At 30.7% G+C, this 19,964-nt stretch carries 15 protein-coding genes; 6 read left to right on the top strand and 9 right to left on the bottom strand.

The window, feature by feature from the left end; genetic code table 11:
* Positions 1-19: 19 nt before the first annotated feature.
* From IFB02_RS07045 to IFB02_RS07055, 3 genes are read right to left on the bottom strand one after another with little or no spacing between them, the layout of a single operon-like run.
* On the bottom strand, positions 20-625 hold the full coding sequence (locus IFB02_RS07045) for an FAD-dependent oxidoreductase (protein WP_191072574.1): 606 nt from the start codon (positions 623-625) through the stop codon (positions 20-22).
* 1 nt (position 626) lies between these two features.
* Positions 627-827, bottom strand: coding sequence for a hypothetical protein (locus IFB02_RS07050; protein ID WP_106687443.1), 201 nt, complete (start codon positions 825-827; stop codon positions 627-629).
* Between the two features lie 30 nt (positions 828-857).
* Positions 858-1,439 (bottom strand): MarC family protein, encoded by a 582-nt coding sequence (locus IFB02_RS07055; protein WP_106687442.1) that lies wholly within the window; start codon positions 1,437-1,439, stop codon positions 858-860.
* Between the two features lie 127 nt (positions 1,440-1,566).
* Here IFB02_RS07055 and IFB02_RS07060 point away from each other — a divergent pair, with 127 nt between their 5' ends.
* On the top strand, positions 1,567-2,136 hold the full coding sequence (locus IFB02_RS07060) for a DUF3109 family protein (RefSeq protein WP_106687441.1): 570 nt from the start codon (positions 1,567-1,569) through the stop codon (positions 2,134-2,136).
* Positions 2,137-2,145: 9 nt separating this feature from the next.
* Here the strand turns inward: IFB02_RS07060 and IFB02_RS07065 are convergent, their stop codons facing one another.
* On the bottom strand, positions 2,146-4,122 hold the full coding sequence (locus IFB02_RS07065) for a tetratricopeptide repeat-containing sensor histidine kinase (RefSeq protein WP_106687440.1): 1,977 nt from the start codon (positions 4,120-4,122) through the stop codon (positions 2,146-2,148).
* A gap of 3 nt (positions 4,123-4,125) precedes the next feature.
* Positions 4,126-4,857 carry a LytR/AlgR family response regulator transcription factor gene (locus IFB02_RS07070; protein WP_106687439.1) on the bottom strand — a complete coding sequence of 244 codons (732 nt, stop codon included), beginning with the start codon at positions 4,855-4,857 and terminating at the stop codon, positions 4,126-4,128.
* Between the two features lie 169 nt (positions 4,858-5,026).
* On the opposite strand from IFB02_RS07070, the gene IFB02_RS07075 reads away from it, so the two are divergent.
* On the top strand, positions 5,027-5,551 hold the full coding sequence (locus tag IFB02_RS07075) for an RDD family protein (protein WP_191072575.1): 525 nt from the start codon (positions 5,027-5,029) through the stop codon (positions 5,549-5,551).
* Positions 5,552-5,606: 55 nt separating this feature from the next.
* On the opposite strand, the gene IFB02_RS07080 is transcribed toward IFB02_RS07075, so the two are convergent.
* Positions 5,607-6,476 carry an OmpA/MotB family protein gene (locus IFB02_RS07080; RefSeq protein WP_191072576.1) on the bottom strand — a complete coding sequence of 290 codons (870 nt, stop codon included), beginning with the start codon at positions 6,474-6,476 and terminating at the stop codon, positions 5,607-5,609.
* Positions 6,477-6,621: 145 nt separating this feature from the next.
* Positions 6,622-8,928, bottom strand: a complete 2,307-nt coding sequence (locus IFB02_RS07085) for an inorganic phosphate transporter (protein ID WP_191072577.1) — start codon at positions 8,926-8,928, stop codon at positions 6,622-6,624.
* A 293-nt stretch (positions 8,929-9,221) separates the two neighbouring features.
* Here IFB02_RS07085 and IFB02_RS07090 point away from each other — a divergent pair, with 293 nt between their 5' ends.
* Positions 9,222-9,578, top strand: coding sequence for a toxin-antitoxin system YwqK family antitoxin (locus IFB02_RS07090; protein ID WP_106687435.1), 357 nt, complete (start codon positions 9,222-9,224; stop codon positions 9,576-9,578).
* A gap of 71 nt (positions 9,579-9,649) precedes the next feature.
* Here IFB02_RS07090 and IFB02_RS07095 read toward each other — a convergent pair whose 3' ends face one another.
* Both IFB02_RS07095 and IFB02_RS07100 read right to left on the bottom strand, forming a co-directional pair.
* Positions 9,650-10,819 (bottom strand): multidrug transporter, encoded by a 1,170-nt coding sequence (locus IFB02_RS07095; protein WP_106687434.1) that lies wholly within the window; start codon positions 10,817-10,819, stop codon positions 9,650-9,652.
* 51 nt (positions 10,820-10,870) lie between these two features.
* Entirely contained in the window at positions 10,871-13,675 is a 2,805-nt protein-coding gene (locus IFB02_RS07100; protein ID WP_191072578.1) for a TonB-dependent receptor, read from the bottom strand.
* A gap of 202 nt (positions 13,676-13,877) precedes the next feature.
* Here IFB02_RS07100 and IFB02_RS07105 point away from each other — a divergent pair, with 202 nt between their 5' ends.
* The 3 genes from IFB02_RS07105 to IFB02_RS07115 are packed head-to-tail and all read left to right on the top strand — an operon-like array spanning position 13,878 to position 19,950.
* Positions 13,878-15,206, top strand: coding sequence for a deoxyguanosinetriphosphate triphosphohydrolase (locus IFB02_RS07105; protein ID WP_191072579.1), 1,329 nt, complete (start codon positions 13,878-13,880; stop codon positions 15,204-15,206).
* 45 nt (positions 15,207-15,251) lie between these two features.
* Positions 15,252-19,223, top strand: coding sequence for a thrombospondin type 3 repeat-containing protein (locus IFB02_RS14020; RefSeq protein WP_191072580.1), 3,972 nt, complete (start codon positions 15,252-15,254; stop codon positions 19,221-19,223).
* A gap of 4 nt (positions 19,224-19,227) precedes the next feature.
* The gene (locus IFB02_RS07115) at positions 19,228-19,950 is read left to right on the top strand and encodes a hypothetical protein (protein WP_191072581.1); all 723 of its coding nucleotides are present in this window, start codon (positions 19,228-19,230) and stop codon (positions 19,948-19,950) included.
* The last annotated feature ends 14 nt before the right edge of the window (positions 19,951-19,964 follow it).

Raw genomic sequence — 19,964 nt, forward strand, 5'->3', positions numbered from 1 at the left:
TTTTAAATCAAAAAAACTATTAAATCTTATCATGCACTTTAGTGTGCTTGCCATCATTCCAAATAGTTAAAATATCTGTTGCAACATGCGCACCACTTCCAGAAGCTATTGCAAATTGGCTTCGCCAACCAGCAAGTGTTCCTGCAACGTATAAATTTTCTTTAATTAAATGATCTTTATTTTCTAACCAAATTCTGTCTTTGTCTATTGCAGCTCTTGGATGAGGTTTTATGTAAGTCTCTAATCCTTTTATGGTAAGTAAATTTGTGTAACCAACAGCAATAACAACGCGAGTAGCATTATAACTATTTTTGTTGGTAATTACTGTAAATCCTGTATTAGTTTCTACTAGCTCTTTTACTTTTTCTTTTTCAATTTGTATAACTTCAGGATACAAATTAGATAGTTGTAGTTTACCACTTTCTAGTAAATCTTTACCTAAAGTTCCTGGAGTTAATCCAAGTACATTATTAAAAAGCGCATTTTGAAGATGTGACGACTTTTGATGTGTAATTATTCCTACTGTTTTATTGCTAGCAAATGGTTTTTGTAAACCAGATCCAAGTACTAATGCGCAGGATAATCCTGCTGCGCCGCCACCAATAATTAACGTGTCAAAATTCATTTTATAACCCTTTACTTTTAGCTTCTATTTTTTTCGAAATTCTTAAAATCTGCAACAACATTATTGCGCATAAAGAAGCAACAATAGTAATAATTGCAGTTAAGCTTTTACCTTCCATTAAAGCATTAAAATCTAATTGTGTAGCATTAAATATTATTAATGCAATTGCAATAAGGGTAAATATGTAAGTGATAATTTTCATGATCTTTCTTATTTGTACAAAAATACAACTTTAAGCTAATAGTATTTTGATGTTATCTGTAAACAGCTTAACAGCAATTGCTAATAAAACTACACCAAATACTTTTCTAATAATTTGTATGCCGTTTTGTCCAATTAATCGCTCTATTCTTCTAGAAGTTTTTAATACTATGTAAATTACAATAACGTTTAAAATTACAGCTATAATTATGTTTTGGATGCTATACTCGGCACGTAAAGATAATAAAGTTGTTAAACTTCCCGGACCAGCAATTAATGGAAATGCTAACGGGAACACAGAAGCTGTCATTGGGTTAGTGTCTTCTTCTTTATAAAGTGTGATGCCTAAAATCATTTCTAAAGCAATAAAAAATAAGATAAACGATCCAGCAACAGCAAAAGAGTTAACGTTAATTCCTATTAAATTAAGTATACTTTTACCTAAAAATAAAAATGAAATTAAAATTATTCCAGCAATAATTGCAGCTTTTTCACTTTGAATGTGTCCTACTTTTTTACGTAAATCTATAATAATTGGAATATTACCAACAATATCTATTACAGCAAATAAAACCATGAAAACGGTAAATATTTCTTTAAAATCTAATGACATTTTAATAACGTTTTAATTTGGGACAAAATTAGGTTTAAATAGTTGAACTATAATAGAAATAATCCAATAATTTTTTAGGTTTCATTTGAGTTAAATTGAGCTATATTTGCAAAAAAAAAAGCCCAAAATGTTTCAGTTAGGTAAAACAATAGTTTCTGAAGATATTATAGAAAAAGACTTTGTCTGTAACTTGTCTGCATGCAAAGGTGCTTGCTGTATAGATGGAGATGCTGGTGCGCCATTAAGTAAGGAAGAGGCTAATATTTTAGAAGATATTTATCCAAAAGTTAAACCTTATTTAAGGCCAGAAGGTATAAAAGCTATCGAAAAACTTGGTACTTCTACTGTTAACGAATGGGACGAAATCGAAACTCCTTTAATAAACAATGCAGATTGCGCTTATGTTATTTTTGACGAGAAAAACACTGCGCTTTGTGCAATAGAAGAAGCTTATAATCAAGGAGATGTAAGTTGGAAAAAACCAATTTCTTGTCATTTGTATCCTATTAGAATTAAGGATTATTCTGAGTTTTCTGCAGTTAATTATGAAAAATGGGATATTTGTGATGATGCCTGTACTTTAGGTAAAGAGTTGCAAGTGCCTGTTTACAAGTTTGTAAAAGAAGCTTTAATAAGAAAATTTGGTGAAGATTGGTACGCACAGTTAGAAGACGTAGCAAGTAAGATGAAATCTTAGCACTTACCTCTAAGCAGTTTTTAAATTTTGTAAAGGGATAATTGGTAGTTTTAAAACCACGCAAGTACCTGAAGCTTGATTGTTACTATCGTACAAATCGTTGATCATTAAATCATAATTTTCGGTGTAATTTTTAGAGAAATTAGCAAGACGTTGTTTAGTAATATCTATACCTAAAGACTTTTGTTTTAATAATTTTTTCTCTTTTATTTTTTGTGAAGCTTCGCGACCAATTCCGTTATCCGAAATACTAATGGTCACGTAACTTTTATTAATTTTTGAAACCGATAAATTAATAAATTTATTGTCCTTTTTTGATGATAAACCATGCCACAAAGCATTTTCTAAAAATGGCTGAAGGATTAAAGACGGAATTTTAATGTTATCTGTATTTACGTTATCGTCTACAATGGTTTTAAAATGAATTTGATTAGAAAATCGAATGTTTTCTATATTCATATATAAATCCATTGTTTCAAGCTCGTCTGTTAAAGTTATTTCTTTCTCAGTAGATGCAATAAGTATTTTTCTTATAAGTTTAGAAAACTTGTTTAAGTAATACACTGCGTTTTCTTTTTCGTTATTTATAATATACAGTTTTATCGAATTTAAAGAGTTGAAAATAAAATGCGGATTCATTTGATTACGCAACATATCTTGCTCTAATCTTAGGATCTTTTTTTCGCTTTTTAATTGGCGTTGTCTAAAAAATAAAAATGTAGCTAAAGCTGTAAGTATTAAACCTAGAATTAAAAAATAGGTGGTTTTTTTGCTTTGGTCTAATTTAGCATGTGCTAGTTTGTTAGCGCTTGCTAATTCTAATATTTGGTTGGATTTTTTTTCAGATTCGTATCTAATTCTAAGTGTGTTTACGTATTCAGAATTGTTTTTTCCGCTAATTTCTTCTTCTAATTTAGCAGCTTCCTTATAAAATTTTAAGGCTTTTAAGTGGTTTCCTTTTTTTTCATACCAATTTGATAACTGGTATTTAGCAGTACTTAATATAGATTGTAAGTTATATGTTGTTGCAATTTGTAACCCTTTATCAAGATTAGTTTTTGCTTGTTGTAATAAGTTTAGCTCGTTTTGTGCCCAACCCAAATTTATATAAGCCATACTTATATAAAATTGATCTTTTGTGGCTTCTGCAAGTGCAATTGTTGGTTTTATTGTAGCTAGCGCAAGTTCTGGTTTATTTTGCTTTAAATAAATGCTTCCTATGCTATTATTGCTAATTACTTTTCCTATGCTAGAATTTATTTGATTGTTATAGTCTAACGATATTTTGTAGTTTTTTAGGGCTAATTCTAAACTATCTTTTGCTTCGTAAATAAAACCAATATTGTTATAGTTTATAGCTAGTCCTAATTTATTATCTGCAGCTTTTTCAATAGCTAAGGATTTATTAAAGTTTTCTAAAGCAAGATTGTATTCCTTTAGTTCTAAATATATATTTCCCATGCTATTGTAAGATACAGCAACACTTTTACTAATAGATTTTGTTTTGTTGGTTTGGCGATCTGCAAGTTGTAAAGCGTTTTGATGATAGTCTAAAGCTTCTTTTACCATTGCTTGTCGCCTGTATACAACACCTAACATGTTTAAACTTACAATTTCATATTCTATTAGGTTGTAGTTTTTAGATAATTGTAATGCGTCTAAAAGCGTTTGTTCTGCTTTTGGGAACAAAGATTTATTTCGGTATTGATTACCAAGCATGATATTTGCAAATACTTCTCCTGCTTTATACTTATTGTTAATGCTTTTGGTTTTAAAAACTTTCATTTTTAATGTATCGTACCTGTTTCTTCCAACAGTGTATTCTAATACATTATAGTCTGTAATGTTTAACTTTATTATACTATCTGCAACTGTATTGTAGTTTGTGTTGTCTTGCGCATTTAACGTGTTACAGAAAACTAGTATACTAATACAAAAAAGCTTGATGCTTAAGGAAAGGTAATATGTTGTTTTAGCAAAGATCACGTATTATAGTTTTTCTAAAAATTCTGATTTACGTTGTCTTGCCACAGGTATTTTATGGTTAGATTCCATAATCACATAACCTTCAGTTTTAATAAATTCTTTGATTTTACTTAGGTTAACAATGTAAGAATTGTGTATTCTAAAAAATAAGTGTTCTGGTAAAAGTAGGTTTACTTCTTTTAATTTTTTTGTTACCAATATTTTTTGCTTGTCTGTCATGTAAATTGTACTATAATTACCATCAGATTCTGCAAACAAAATATCGTCCACATTTAAAAAAAGTAATTTCCCATCGGTATTAATAGTTATCTTTTTTTTGCTGTTGTTATTAGTAAAATTTATTAGAATATCTTCTATTACATCTGCACTAAAGGTTTTTTTAAATCGTTTAATTTTTTCTACTGTAAGCGATAGATCATCTGTATCTATTGGCTTTAGTAAGTAGTCAATAGCGTCGTTTTTTAGTGCTTTAATTGCATATTCATTGTAAGCAGTTGTAATGATAACAGCGATGTTTTTATTGTCTAGTTTTTGTAAAAATTGAAATCCATCCATTGTTGGCATTTGGATATCTAAAAACAAACAATCTGGCACGTTGTCTTTTAAATACTCTAATGCTTGGTCAGGATTTGTAAACGTATTTACAACTTTAATTTGTTGGTCAAAATTAGATAATTCCCAATTTAAACTTTGAATAGCTTTAGGTTCGTCATCTACAATTACAGCAGTTAGCATAATGATAGTTTTATATAAAGATAAAATTATTGTAATAAAGCGATTAGTTTTTTTGTGTAGTTGGTGAGTTTTTATGTGTAATTAGTCCAATTCTGTTTGGTTTTTTGAAATTACTAACCTACAATTTTCTATTTTAGACCAACTAACCAATTATTAATCTTAATTTTTTATGAAACACACACAATTTAATGTTACTCCAGACTTGTACGCGAGTAAAGGACAACGCTTTGTAAACTTTATTATAGACTATGTTGTTCAATTAATTATAGGCTTTTTGTTTGGAATAGTAATAGCCTTAATTATAAATTTCACCCAAAATGAAACTTTATACGAATGGTTTTTTGTAGAAGAAGCTAGATGGAAAGATTATTTATTTGGAATCGTAATTTTGTTAATATACTATACAGTTATAGAGTCTATTACAGCTCATTCTGTTGGAAAATATGTGACAAAAACTAAAATTGTTATGGAAGATGGTTCTAAACCAAGTGCTTCGGATATTTTTTTAAGAACGTTATGTAGATTAATCCCATTTGAGCAATTTTCTTTTTTAGGAGACGAAGCAAGAGGTTGGCATGATAGTATGTCTAAAACAATTGTAGTAGATAAAACGAAATTTGAAGCTAAATTAAAATCTATAAATGATCTTGAAGAGCTTGGAAAAGACCAAGAACATAATCTAATCGAATATTAATAAAAAAAGCTTCCTTAAATAGGAAGCTTTTTTTTATGTTCTTAGTATTTAGATTTTATAAATCTGTAGCAGCTAAAGTGTCACTACTAGACATAAGTGCAAAAAACTTATCTATATTTGGTAGAATAACAATTCTTGTTCTTCTATTTCTAGCACGATTATCTTTAGTGTCGTTATCTGTTAAAGGTTGGTAACTACTTCTACCAGCTGCAATTAATTGTTCTGGAGCTACACCAAAATCTTTTTGTAAAGCTCTAACAACAGATGTTGCTCTTAAAACACTTAAATCCCAGTTATCTTTAATTTTATCTGTATTAATAGTTCTTGAGTCTGTATGACCTTCTATCATTACATTTAAGCTAGGTTCAGATTTAATTACATCTGCTACTTTTTCTAAAACCTTATTGGCTTTACTATTAATTTTGTAGCTACCACTATTAAATAACATTTTGTCTGAAATAGATATCATCACCACAGTTTGATCTATGTTGATAGATATATCTTCGTTCTCATCAATATCACTATTATCGACAAACTTTTTAAGGTTTAAGGATAAGGCTAAATTCATCGAGTCTTCAAGCGAATTAACGTACTTCATCACTTCTGGATCTACGTTAGCTAAAGTTTTACGCATGCCTTCTTTAGATTTTTCTGAAATTACTGCTTTATTGCCAACAGCATCAAATTTGGTCTTGTTTTCTTCGGTAAGTTCTCCAACTTCTGTAGTAAGATTGTTTATTTTGGCATTGTAATCGTTAACTCTTGATTGGATTATTGCAAATTTTTGTTCTAATTCTTCTTTTTCTACTCTTGTCTTGGTTAATTCGCTAGTAATTTCACCTTTTTCTTTTTCTAGTGCTACATATTTCTTTTTAGAAACACAAGATGATAACACGACTAGTAATACTAATGATAGTTTTTTCATAAATAGTTTAAATTTTTAGTTACTCTATTTACGTGTGCTCTTTTGGTATAGATGTTTAAATTTTGTTAAAGGTTTAAATATTTTCATAAAAAAAAAGCTTCAATACTATTGGTATTGAAGCTTTTTACTTTTGTTTTTATGTGTTTTATTCCTCTTCTTCACGAGTTTCTGTAAGTCGTGCTGGCGGAATTTTACTATCAAAAGATCTACTGTATTCGTCTAATAAATTCATTGTAGCTGTTAATAAATCTTTAGTTTCTAATAAGATGCTAAAGTACAGCGTCGTGTTTTTAGGTGAAGACTCTTCAGTACGTGTTCTTTCTACTTGTTTTTGAATTTTGTCTTTTACTAAATCATAAACCTTACCACGATTATTAAGTATACGTTCTATCTCTTGGAATGATCTAGAATTAAACGCTTCTTTGGTTTCTATTAGTAATTTTTCTAGCGCTTCGTCAACCGTTTTAAGTTCTTTTAATTGGTTAAACTTAAGTTTTTTGTGGTTGTTATTAACGTGTTTGTAGCTAATCTTAGAGATGTACTCTAAAGATTGTGTCATGTCTCTTAAATAACCAAGTATGTTTAAGTAAAAGCTACTTGCTTCTACACTAGACTCGTCTAAGTTTTTAATAAAATAGAAAATATGATCACGTAAATCGTCTACCTCGTTGGATAGTTTTGTGATTTGTTTTCTGTTTTTCTTTAAGGCATTAAGGTCCTGTTTTGCTAATCCGTTAACTGCATTAGTGTAAATTTTATTTCCTCGTTTTACAACACTAGCAATATTGTCTGCACTTTCATGAATCACACCTTGAACCGAACTACTTTCTGCTTTAACCAAGCTATCTTCTTCTTTAGCTTTAGAGTTTTTCTTATTGTGTGCAATATAATTTCTTACTAATAGTGTAAATGCTATAAGTAATAATATTGGCGTCATTACTTTTACATTTAAATGCAATAAATATGCAATTAATGCCGATGCAATAAAGGCAATAAAGGCTGTAAAAAACCATCCGCCAATGACATTAATTACTCCAGCAACACGATATACAGCACTTTCTGCGCCCCATGCGCGATCTGCTAAAGATGTACCCATTGCAACCATAAAAGTTACATATGTAGTAGATAAAGGTAATCCTAAAGATGTTGCTAATGAAATAAGTACGGCAGCAACCATTAGGTTAACTGCAGCTCTTGCAAGGTCAAAAGCAGGTCTATCTTCTTCTTTTAACGTTAAATCTGGTGCAGGAACTTCAAATTGTTTATCTATTTTTTCTTGCCAAGAGTTTGGTAAAATGTAAGAAGACATTTGAGACATAAGCATTGCGACTCTAACAAATCCTCGTGATAAAAAGTTAGGTTGAAAACGCTCTTTAGTGTTACTTTGACTAGAAAGGTCTAACGAAGTTTTTACAACATCCTTTGCTTTACTAGAAAACCATAATGTAGCAACCATGATCATTCCAGCTATAAAAAGTATTAGTGTTGGAGTTTCTACCGCTTTAGATAAAAAATTCATTGATAATTCTGAAGCTGGTAAACCTTGGGCAACATATTCTTGATAAGATTGCCAACCTGCAATAAATACACCAACAAAATTAACTAAGTCATTACCTGCAAAAGCAAGTGCTAAAGCAAACGTACCAACTAAGATGACTATCTTATAAATATTTTGTTTTAAAACAGCAATAAACGAATAGGATAGTGCGCTCCAAACCAGAAGATTAATACCAATAATATTTACAACATTACTTTCTAAATAATCTTTAATGGTAAGTCCATTTGTATATTCAAATTTAAGATCTGCGTAAGGCGTACCTTTTATCCCTTTAATTAAAATGAAATACATAATAGAAGTTAAAGCAATACCGCCAAATAATGCGCCAATCCAATTTGCTTTTTCTTCAAAGTTGTAGGATAGAAGTAACCTTGTAAACCATTGTATTATCGCTCCAATAGAAAAAGCGACGACAACGGAGAGTAATATTCCTAAGATTATTTTTGTAGCAGTTGAGGTGTTTATGTAAGCGATAAGCTCGGCAGAACTACCACCATCAGACCATATTTTTATTAGTGAAACTGCAACAGCAGCTCCTAAAAGTTCGAAAACTATAGATACAGTTGTAGATGTTGGCATACCAACGGTGTTAAAAAAGTCTAACAACAAAATATCTGTAATCATAACCGCCATAAAGATGATCATGATTTCATCAAACATAAATTCGCTTGGATTAAATATTCCTTTTCTAGCAACTTCCATTAATCCGCTAGAAAAAATTGCACCTAATGCTACACCAATACTGGCAACAATCATTATGGTTTTAAATGAAATAGCTTTAGATCCAATTGCAGAATTTAAAAAATTTACTGCATCGTTACTAACGCCAACAACAAGATCTGCAATAGCTAGAATAGCTAGAGCTATAATCATGAATAAGTATATATTTTCCATTAATTATGGTAGATTTATTTAGGCAAATTTCATCTTTTATCTTGAACGCAATGTTAATTTAATGTTATGTTCTATATTGTTAATCTATATTTTTTAAAAGAGAAATACTATTAAAATACACTTGTAAAAGGTTGTTTGTTAATATTTTAATGTTAAATTATTTTATTTAAAACACTAAAAATCAATTAATTAAAAGTTTAATGTTAATTTAATGTTACGTAAATGTTTCATTATAGTAAAATATAACTTATATTTGTTATGTAATCTTTAATAACTCTTAAAAAATATATACTATGAAAAATTTAATTTTAGCACTAGCTTTTTTAGTAACAGGAGTAATAACAGCACAAGATATAAACAAACCTACAGTTGTAAAAAAAGGAGATTTAATACAAGCAACGTATTATTTTGAAAATGGTAATGTAGCTCAAACAGGTTATTTTAATAAGGATAATAAATTACAAGGCGTTTGGACTAAGTATGATGTTAACGGAAATAAAGTTGCTGTAGGAAATTACGAAAATGGTAAAAAAGTAGGAAAGTGGTTTTTTTGGACTAATGATATTTTAAGAGAAGTAGACTATTCTTTAAATAGTATTACGTCTGTAAATACATGGAAAAATACTTCTGCAATAGCAGATAGAGATTAATATTTATCTTCTTAAACAAAAAAAAGCATCCTAAATTTTAGGATGCTTTTTTTATGTTATATAGTTACTTCTTATTGTACAGTCCAACCTGCTCCCCAAGTTGCATAATCTGTACCAGTACCATTACCTTCTCCTGTGTAAAAATCTGCATCTGTAAAAGATACAGTTGTGTCATTTTTCATTTTTAAAGTAACATCTACAAAAGTAACATCTGTTACTTGTAAATCGTCACTAACAACACCATTACCAGTATCTGTATCGTCAAGATCAAATCCTTCAGCATAACCAGTAATGTGTACGTTTGTAAATATACCTTGTGTACCAGCTCTTAATCTAATTGCTTCTGAAGAACTTCCAGAACCTTCACCAACAATAGTTAAGTTGTTTACATTTGGTTTAGAGAATACACCAGTAGCGTTACTAAAATCTGTATTGTATCCATCTGCTTCAATAGCTTTATCGTCTGATGCTCTATTAGCGATATAAACGTTAGTTAATGTTCCAGAGTAACCTTCTGTCCAATCTACAGAATCATCTTCTGCATTGATAACAGAAATGTAGTTAGCATTTACAGTTCCACCAAAAAACTCGATACCATCATCTTTACCTGCGTAAGCTTGAATGTAGTTTACATCTGTACCGTTTCCTACACCGTAAAAAGATATACCATTGTTTTCAGATTGTCCATCTGCAGCTCCACCAGAATACTCTACACGTACATAGTTTAATGATCCAGAATTGTCATCTGCAACGTTTCCTCCGTAAGGTAAGCTAGCAATTTCTGAAGTTGCTGTGTTAGTTCCTGTTACAGAATTAATAGGTGCTCTTCCTAATAAAATTAATCCGCCCCAATCTCCAGCAGCTGGATTAGCAGCATCTGAAGTGAATACTATAGGACAATCTTGAGTACCATTTGCTACTATTTTAGCACCTTGAGAGATTGCTACGTAAACGTCTGCTCCAGAAGCTAAAGCTTCTATTGTCATACAAGCAGGAATAGTTAATGTAGTACCACTTGCCATGATTAATGATCCATTAATTTTGTAAGTGTTATTCGCGTCTAAGGTTAAATCTTCTGTGTAAGTTCCAGATAAGAAAATTGTTTGAGGATCTGTTGTGCCTCCACCAGAATTGTTATTTGTTACACTGTTATCGTTAATTACGATATCTGAAGTGTCATCTGTAGAGCATGAAAATACCATAGATACTAATGCTAAACCAAGAATTATTTGTTTTTTCATTGTTTTTAGTTTTTAATTTTTATTCTTAATTGTGTTATTTTATTGATAGTTTTAAAATTTGTATTTAAGTTGAAGTCCTAAATTGATACCTCTTTTGTAATCTGTTACACCTTTTCCGTTTGCAGATGTTACTAAGATATCTCCTTGATTTTGGTCTTCTCTAACATATTGTATAGTTGGATTTAATAGGTTTTTTGCGCTGAAGTTAATTTCGAAATTATCTTTGATAGCGTTTTTCAATACAAAGTCTAGTGTTGGAACACTTTTTTCTATAATGTTTCCTAAGTCACCAGAACCTAAAGCATCTATCCTGTCTGAAAAGTAAGAGAATACCAAGTTAGCAACTGGTTTGTAGTTTTTAAATGTTGGCGAGTAACTTACATCAGCATTAAAGATAAAAGGTGAAGCACCTTGTAACTTATCACTAGTTTTATTAAAAGCTAAGTCAAAAGTTCCGTCGATGTTTTTGTATAAATCTTGTTTAGTGTCCATGTATGTAGCATTAACACCAAATGCAAGAATAGCATCTTCGTTTTCGTCTTCAATAATGTTTTTTCTAAGTTCTAGTTCTACACCAAAAACTTCAGCTTTTTCACCAGTTCTAACATAACGTTGTGTACCTGTTGCGTCTCCAACAACAACTAAGTTTATTGGATCATTAATTTGTTTTGCAAATAATCCAACCGAGAATATTTCTCCTCTTCCAAAAAATGATTCAAATTTTATATCGGCATTGTAAATGTCTGAATATCCTAATGCGTCTGGATTACCACCAATTCTTGTAGATACATCTTCGTAAACAAATGGAGCTACTTCTTTAAATTCTGGTGTTGATACTGTTTTACTTGCAGAAAAACGTATGTTTTTGTCTTCTGTAATTGCGTATTTAATATTTAAACTAGGTAGTATAAAAGTTTCTTTAGATGTTTTATTGTCCTTTCCGTTATTACCTAAGTTAATTACATCGTAAGCAATGTTTTGCTCAAAACTTTCTACTCTAATTCCAGGAACAAATAACCATTTTTCTCCAGCTTTAATTTCAGAATCTAAATATCCTGCATAGATGTTTAATTTACCGGTATATGTATTTTCATATAATCCTGGTCTGTTTGTATTAGATAAGGTAGGATAAGGTTTTATTACTTTGATTTCATAAATACCATTGCTACTTGAGTTTAAATTTAGATTGTCTAAATTAAATACAGAGTTAAAGTTATTTACGTTTGTAATTTCAAAACCATTATCTACAATATCATATCCGTATCTTATGTTGTTAAATAATCTTGTTTTGTTACGTCCGTTATATCCAATATTGAATTTTAAATTATCGTTGGCTTGATAAGCAATATTTAAACGACCATTATACTCGTCATCTTCAATTTTTTGAAAATAACGTTGGTTGTCAAAAACAACATTACTGTAAAATGTAGGATTAGTTGTTGGGTCATTATCTAAAGCGTACTGATAGTTTTCTACACTAAAACGCTTTCTGTCTGGTTGATCAGAAAATACTTTGTTGTAACCAAATCCCCAATCTAATTCAATTTTACCAGATTTATGATTTCCTACTAATTGATTAACAAACATTTTTGTTTGATCAAATTGAATATTTTGTTGGTAAAATCCTTGATCTGTATCAATTATTGCGTCTCTGTTTCTTCCTTTTCCGTCTATACCAAAGTATCCAACAACATCTGAAGAACTATTAATAAATACCGAGTTAAAACTTAAATTGTTATCGCTATTTATTTTATAATTTACGTTAGCCATAGCTGTTGTAGTTGTAGAATACTCATATTCTTCAGCAGCTTCAAAAGCTTTTTTCTCTACAGTTGAAAAATCTATAGCTTTACCAAATCTATATTCGTAGTTATTTTCAAATCCACCAGTTGCAAAAAAGCTTAATCTAGATCCGTTTTCAAAAGAAAAAGAGGTTCCTCCAGAAGTACCATAAGACACATTAATTGGCGAGTTTACGCTTACAGGATCTACACCATGCGATAATACTACAGTAAAAGGGTTGTGATCGTATCTTCCATAGTAACCAAAGTAACCAGTACCTTCGCTTCTTACAAAGTTTTTATCTATTGCATTTGTGTTAAATCCAGAACCAGTAAATGCATCTACAAAGCTTCCACCTTTATGTTCTTTAGATGTGATGTCCACATTACCAGCAGAGAAATCTCCGTAAAATTGAGCTGCATATGCTTTACTAATAGATACATTTTGAATTACATCTGAAGAGAATAAATTTAAATCGATGTTTTTCTTATTAACGTTATTTGAAGGAAGTGATAAACCATTCATTGTAGTATTAAGGTAACGATCACCTAAACCACGTACGTAAACATTACTTGATCCTTCTTGTTTAGATACACCAGATATTTTTGCAACAGCACCAGCAGCATCGCTAACACCTTTTCTTGATAATTCTTCTGCACCAATAATTTGTTTGATTTCAACAGCTTTTTTCTGTTCAAGTAATACAGCTACTTCACTTTCTCTTTTGGTAGTTGTTTGTATAACCACTTCTTCTAAAGAAGCAGCGTTTGCACCCATTGGTACATTAATCTCTGTAACCTTTCCAGCTTCTACAGTAGCAGTAATAGTTTGAGTTTCGTATCCAACAAAGCTATATTCTACAGTATATTCTCCAGGTGATAAATTGTCTAATAAATATTGACCAAAATCGTCAGAAGTTGTTCCTTTAGAAGTTCCTTTAATAATAATATTTGCAAAAGGTAAAGGTTCGTTGTCAAACTCTTTATCTGTTAATTTTCCAGCGATAGATCCAGTATCTTGTGCGCTTGCAAAAAGACTAAAAAGTGTGAATAGTAAAAGAAATGTATTTTTCATTGTGTTGTTTAAATTCTCGCTGCAAAGAAAATGGAACAGTGTAAAATCTAAGTTAACCTCAGATTAATACTTAATCACTAAAAAGTTAGCTTAACGTTATCAGATTTTAAATATTTAAAAAGATTGTAAACGTTTAGTTAACATTGAAATTAAAATCTTTTTAGCGTTCAATTACTTATATTGCGACTCTAAATTTTTAACCATGAATTGGGAACAACTGTTATCCTTAAAAAGGTATGGCGATACCAACAAAAGAATAAGAAAAGAGCAAGATGAAACTAGATTAGGGTTTGAGGTAGATTATGATCGTATTATATTTTCTTCAGAATTTAGAAGTCTACAAGATAAAACTCAAGTAATTCCTTTATCAAAAACAGACTTTGTACATACAAGGCTTACGCATAGTTTGGAAGTTAGTGTTGTTGGTCGTTCTATAGGTAGAAAAGTAGGGCAAAAGATTTTACAAAAATATCCGCATTTATCAACTTCTTTAGGATATCAAGCTAACGATTTTGGTGCTATAGTTGCTGCTGCAGCATTAGCGCATGATATAGGAAATCCTCCATTTGGACATAGTGGAGAAAAAGCTATAGGACAGTTTTTTAAAACCGGTTATGGGAAAACCTTTAAAGATGAATTAACAAAAGAACAATATCAAGACTTATGTGATTTTGAAGGTAATGCTAATGGTTTTAAAATTGTAACCCAAAGCAGAGATGGAAGAGAAGGTGGCTTAAGGTTGAGTTATGCTACTTTAGGCGCATTTACAAAATATCCAAAAGGTTCGTTACCAAAGCAGCCAACAACACATATTTGTGATAAAAAATATGGTTTTTTTCAGTCTGAAAAAGCTTTTTTTGATGAGGTTGCATCAGATCTAGGCTTATTAAAAACTAATCATGGTTATTCAAGACATCCATTAGCTTTTTTGGTAGAAGCAGCAGATGATATTTGTTATACAATTATTGATTTTGAAGATGGTATAAACCTCGGTTTAATTGAGGAAGAATTTGCGTTAGAATATCTAATTAATTTAGTAAGAGATACCATTAATACAAAAAAATATTCCAAATTAACAAACACAAAAGATAGAGTAAGTTACTTAAGAGCATTAGCAATTAATACTTTAATTAATGAAGCGGTAGAAGTGTTTATGAATAATGAAGAATTGATACTAAAAGGATTATTTACAACAGCCTTAATGGATAAAAGTAAATACGAAGCTCAAATAAAAGATATAATTAAAATTAGTGTTGAAAAAATCTATCAATCTACAGAGGTTATTGATAAAGAAATTGCAGGATATCAAGTTATAAATGTACTTTTAAACACCTATACTAAAGCGTTATTAAATAGTGTTAAAGAGACTGCATCACATATTGATAAATTAATAATCAAAACCTTACCGCAAACATTCCACAAAGAAAATACGACATATCAAATACTATTAAATGTTTCGCATTTTGTAGCCTCATTGTCTGATAGTCAGGCTATTTTGCAATACAAAAAGATAAATGGATTTAGTTTGTAATCTATAATTGTAGTATTTTAGCAAAAAGTAATCAAATTATTAATAATGAAAAAGAAACTCACTGCTATTCTAATTTTTGTTTTAGGCTTGTTTTTAATAACTAATTATTTTGAAAATAATTCAATTTCAAAAGAGTCTAATCAAATTCGAAATTTACACTCTCAAAACTTAAAACAAAGTCCATTCAATTCTACTTTAGAACTAAGTAAAACAGAAAGAAAAGCTAAAGGATTAACTCCAAATAAATTTTACGAACAGGAGTGGAATCTAACTATGAATCCTGTAACAGGAAGACCTACTACCGAAAAACTACAGTTTCTTAGAGATAGTATTATAAAACTAAAAAAATCGATAATTTTATCTGGAAGAGTACCAGGTGATGCTATGGATAATGGTTGGATAGAACGTGGACCAAATAACGTTGGTGGAAGAACTAGAGCAATAATGTTTGATCCCAACGACACAACAAATGAAACTGTATTTGCAGGAGGAGTAAGTGGTGGACTATGGAAAAATACTAATATTTCAAATCCTAACTCGCAGTGGACAAGAGTAAATATTCCTGAAAATTTAGCAGTTAGTTGTATTGTTGCAGATCCAAATAATTCAAATACATTTTACGTTGGAACAGGAGAATCTTATGTTGGAGGTGATGTGAATGGTAATGGTGTTTGGAAGTCTAATGATGCTGGATTAACTTGGGTAAATGTTTTTGGTGGAATAACTGGACCAACAACTTTTGAATCTGCTTCAAATATAACTGTAAACACACCGTCATCAATTGCAGGTGATTACTTATCATTTCCTACTACAGCTTTTGGTCCAGAAATCACTTCAGTAATATCAGCAGATATTATACTAGTAGATGATGGTTCAACATTACCAACAGAAGGTTGTAATACTTTAGTTAACACAACAGATTTAGCAGGTAATATTGCACTAATAAGAAGAGCAAATTGTAACTTTACTCAAAAGGTAAAAAATGCACAAAATGCCGGAGCTTTAGGTGTAATTATGATGAATAATGTTAGTGGTCAACCAATTCCAATGGGAGGAACAGACGACACTATAACAATACCATCAGTCATGATTTCAAAAGAAGACGGAGATTTAATAGAAGCTGAAATTTTAGGTGGTCAATCTGTAACAGGTGCTTTAAATCCTGCTTCTGGTACGTTTACGGGTAATTTAGTTCCGGGAATACAACACATAAATGATATTAAAATTAGAAATAATAATGGTGTTTCAGAGATATACATAGCAGCAGGTGATGGTTTTTATGGATCTGCTAACGCAGCAACTTATCTTGGTGGACCAGAATTTGGACTGTATAAGTCTGTAGATAATGGAAATAATTGGTCTGAAGTAAATCTACCAACATTAAATTCTGGATTAAAAATATGTCCTAATGATATAGAAATAGGATCTGATAATAAAATATGGGTTTCTACAATTAATAGTTATGTTTATGGTGAAGGAGGAGGAAGAATTTTGTCTTCTGTAGATGGTGTTTCTTTCCAAACAGAAGAAATTATTGCAAATGCAGATAGAACTCAAATTGCGGTTTCTAGCTCTAATCCAAATAAAATATATGTTTTAGCAGAAGGTACTTCAGAGCCAGTTTTAATGTTTAAAACTGAAGATGGTTTTTCAACAATAAATAATATTGCCTTACCTAACGATGCAGACACAGGTATAGCTGCTAACGATTTTACAAGAGGACAAGCATTTTATGATTTAATGTTAGAAGTAGATCCTAATAATGATAATATTATTTATGCAGGAGGAATAGATTTATTTAAGTCTTCAAATTCTGGTACATCATGGTTTCAGTTATCTCATTGGTACGGAGGTTTTGGATATCAAGAAGTTCATGCAGACCAACACGCATTGGCTTTTGGTAATGGAAATTCAAACGTATTAATATTTGGTAACGATGGTGGAGTATATTATTCTAACAACTCAGGTACTAATATAGGCTCAAGAAATAAAGGATTTAATACTAGTCAATTTTATACAGTTGGTGTAGCTCCTACAACAGCATTTAATGGAGAAGATTATTTCGCAGGAGGATTACAGGATAATGGTACTCAATTGTTTATTAATGCAAATCAAAATGGTGTAGATGATTCTGTAGAAGCTTATGGAGGTGATGGTGCTTACACATTCTTTGATCAAGATAACGACAAATATTTTATAAGTAATTATGTCTATAACTCTGGAATTAATCTATTTAATTTAGAAACTAATAGCCAGGTCACTATTAATAATGAAAGTGCCTCAAACGGTGCATTTATCAATCCACAAGCACTAGATTCAAATTTAGATATACTATATTCTAACTATTCTTCAAACGGAAATGCAATAATTAGAAGGTATTCTGGTATAAAAGCTCAAATTACTTTAGCGGCTACCGATTTAACTTATTTTGAGTTTGATTCTACACCAACAGCATTTACAGTGTCTCCATATACGACTAATTCTTCTACATTATTTGTAGGAACAGTCTTAGGAGATATATTTAAAGTAGAGGAAGCAGATACAGATTTTCAAACTTGGACAGAATTAGAGTTAAATAATTTTATAGTAGGAAGTATTTCGGATATAGAATTAGGAGATAGTGAAGATGAAATATTTGTTACTATTCATAATTATGGTGTTGAAAATATTTGGTATACAAATGATGGTGGTACAACTTGGCAAACAAAAGAAGGTAATTTACCTGATATGCCTGTAAAATGTATTTTAAGAAATCCACTAAATCATGAAGAAGTTATTATTGGTACAGAATTAGGTGTGTGGTACACAACTAATTTTTCAGATTCAAGTCCAAACTGGAGTCCAGCTTTTAATGGTATGACAAATGTTAAAGTTTTAGATTTAGATTTAAGAGATGATAACACTGTATTTGCAGCTACTTATGGAAGAGGTATTTTTTCAGGTCAGTTTACTTTTGATCCGAATGGAGATGACGATAACGATGGAGTTGTTAATAGTATTGATAATTGTCCAAGTGTTGCTAATGCAGATCAATTAGATTCAGATAATAATGGGATAGGAGATGCTTGTCAAGATACAGATCAAGATGGGATTTTGGATATAAATGATAATTGTCCTACAGTTGCAAATCCAGATCAATTAGATAGTGATAATAATGGCGTAGGAGACGTATGTCAAGATTCTGATGGAGATGGAGTTTTTGACTCGGTAGATAACTGTGTTGATACACCAAACCCAAATCAAGAAGATATAAATAACAATGGAATTGGAGATATTTGTGATACAAGTTATGCTGCTCAAGATAATATTTCTGTTGAAGTAGTTTCAGAAACTTGTGAAGGACAAGATAACGGTAAGATAAATATTAATGTAAATGAAACATATGTAACTTATACGGTTACCGTTAATGGTCCAGGAACAAATATTTCAGAACAGTTAACAACAAACAACTTAACTATAGAAAACTTACCTGTAGGTGGACCATACACTGTATGTGTCTCTGTTAACGAATATGACCATGTTCAATGTTCAGAGGTTAGTGTTGAAGCTGCAGAAACAATAGAACTTGAGCTTATAGAACAAAATAATGGAGAAGATATTGAGGTTAATATGTACAGAGGTACAGCACCTTACACAGTGACTTTAAATGGTGAAGTTATTTTAATTACAAGCCAAGACAATATAATATTAGAAAATCTAAAGTCTGGATTGTTAGAAATTAAGACAGCTCAAGCTTGCGAAGGTACTTTTGCTAAACAAATTAACATTATAGAATTTAAGGCTACACCAAACCCAGTGGTAGATAATTTAAAAGTTATACTGCCAAATGGTTTAGATGCAGACGCTCTTCCTGTAAATGTTTATGATATAAATGGAAGAGTAGTTTATAGTGACTCTTTTGATGTTGCGAATAATAAAGAAATTTATATTCCTTTCCAATCGCTAAGAAGCGGAGTTTATTTTGTAAATATTCAGTCAGAAAAAGCACCAAAAACTATAAAAATCATAAAAAAATAATAAGATGAAAAAGAAATTATATAACATAATAACTGTATTATTTTTTAGTGTTGTAATTACTTCTTGTGGAGGAAGTGATGGAGATGGTGGTGATGGAGGAGTAGCTCCTACTCCAGATACACCAAATACAGCTCCTAATGCAGTTAGTCAATTAATTTATCCAACATCAGATCTACTTTGTATTGACAGTACTGTTAATTTTGAATGGGCAGCTGCTACAGATCCTGATGGTGATACAGTAAGTTATGAGTTAAGAGTGGCATTAGATAATAATATGTCAAATTTAGTTGAACAAGTTACAACTACAGCAACTACAAGAACTTTAACTTTACAAGCAGGTACAGCTTATTACTGGACAGTTACAGCTAAAGATTCAGAAGATTCAGCTAGTCCATCTCAAGTTTTTGCTTTTTATACTGAAGGTCAAGGTGTGTCAAATTATGCTCCTTTTATAGCAGATTTAGTTAGTCCAGAAGAAGATGCTGTAGTATCAGGAACAACAAATTTAGTTTGGTCTGGAGCAGATGTAGATGTTAATGATACCTTGACATATGATGTCTATTTTGGTACAACAAATCCACCAACCTCAGCAGTAGCAACAGATTTAACTGCTGAAAATTTTGATGTAACTACTCAAGCAGCGACTACATATTACTGGCAAGTAGATACTAAAGATGATACTGGGACCAAAACAATAGGAGCGGTTTGGACATTTACAACAAACTAATAGATAGAGATATA

This window comes from Mesoflavibacter profundi, assembly GCF_014764305.1.
GTDB lineage: Bacteria > Bacteroidota > Bacteroidia > Flavobacteriales > Flavobacteriaceae > Mesoflavibacter > Mesoflavibacter profundi.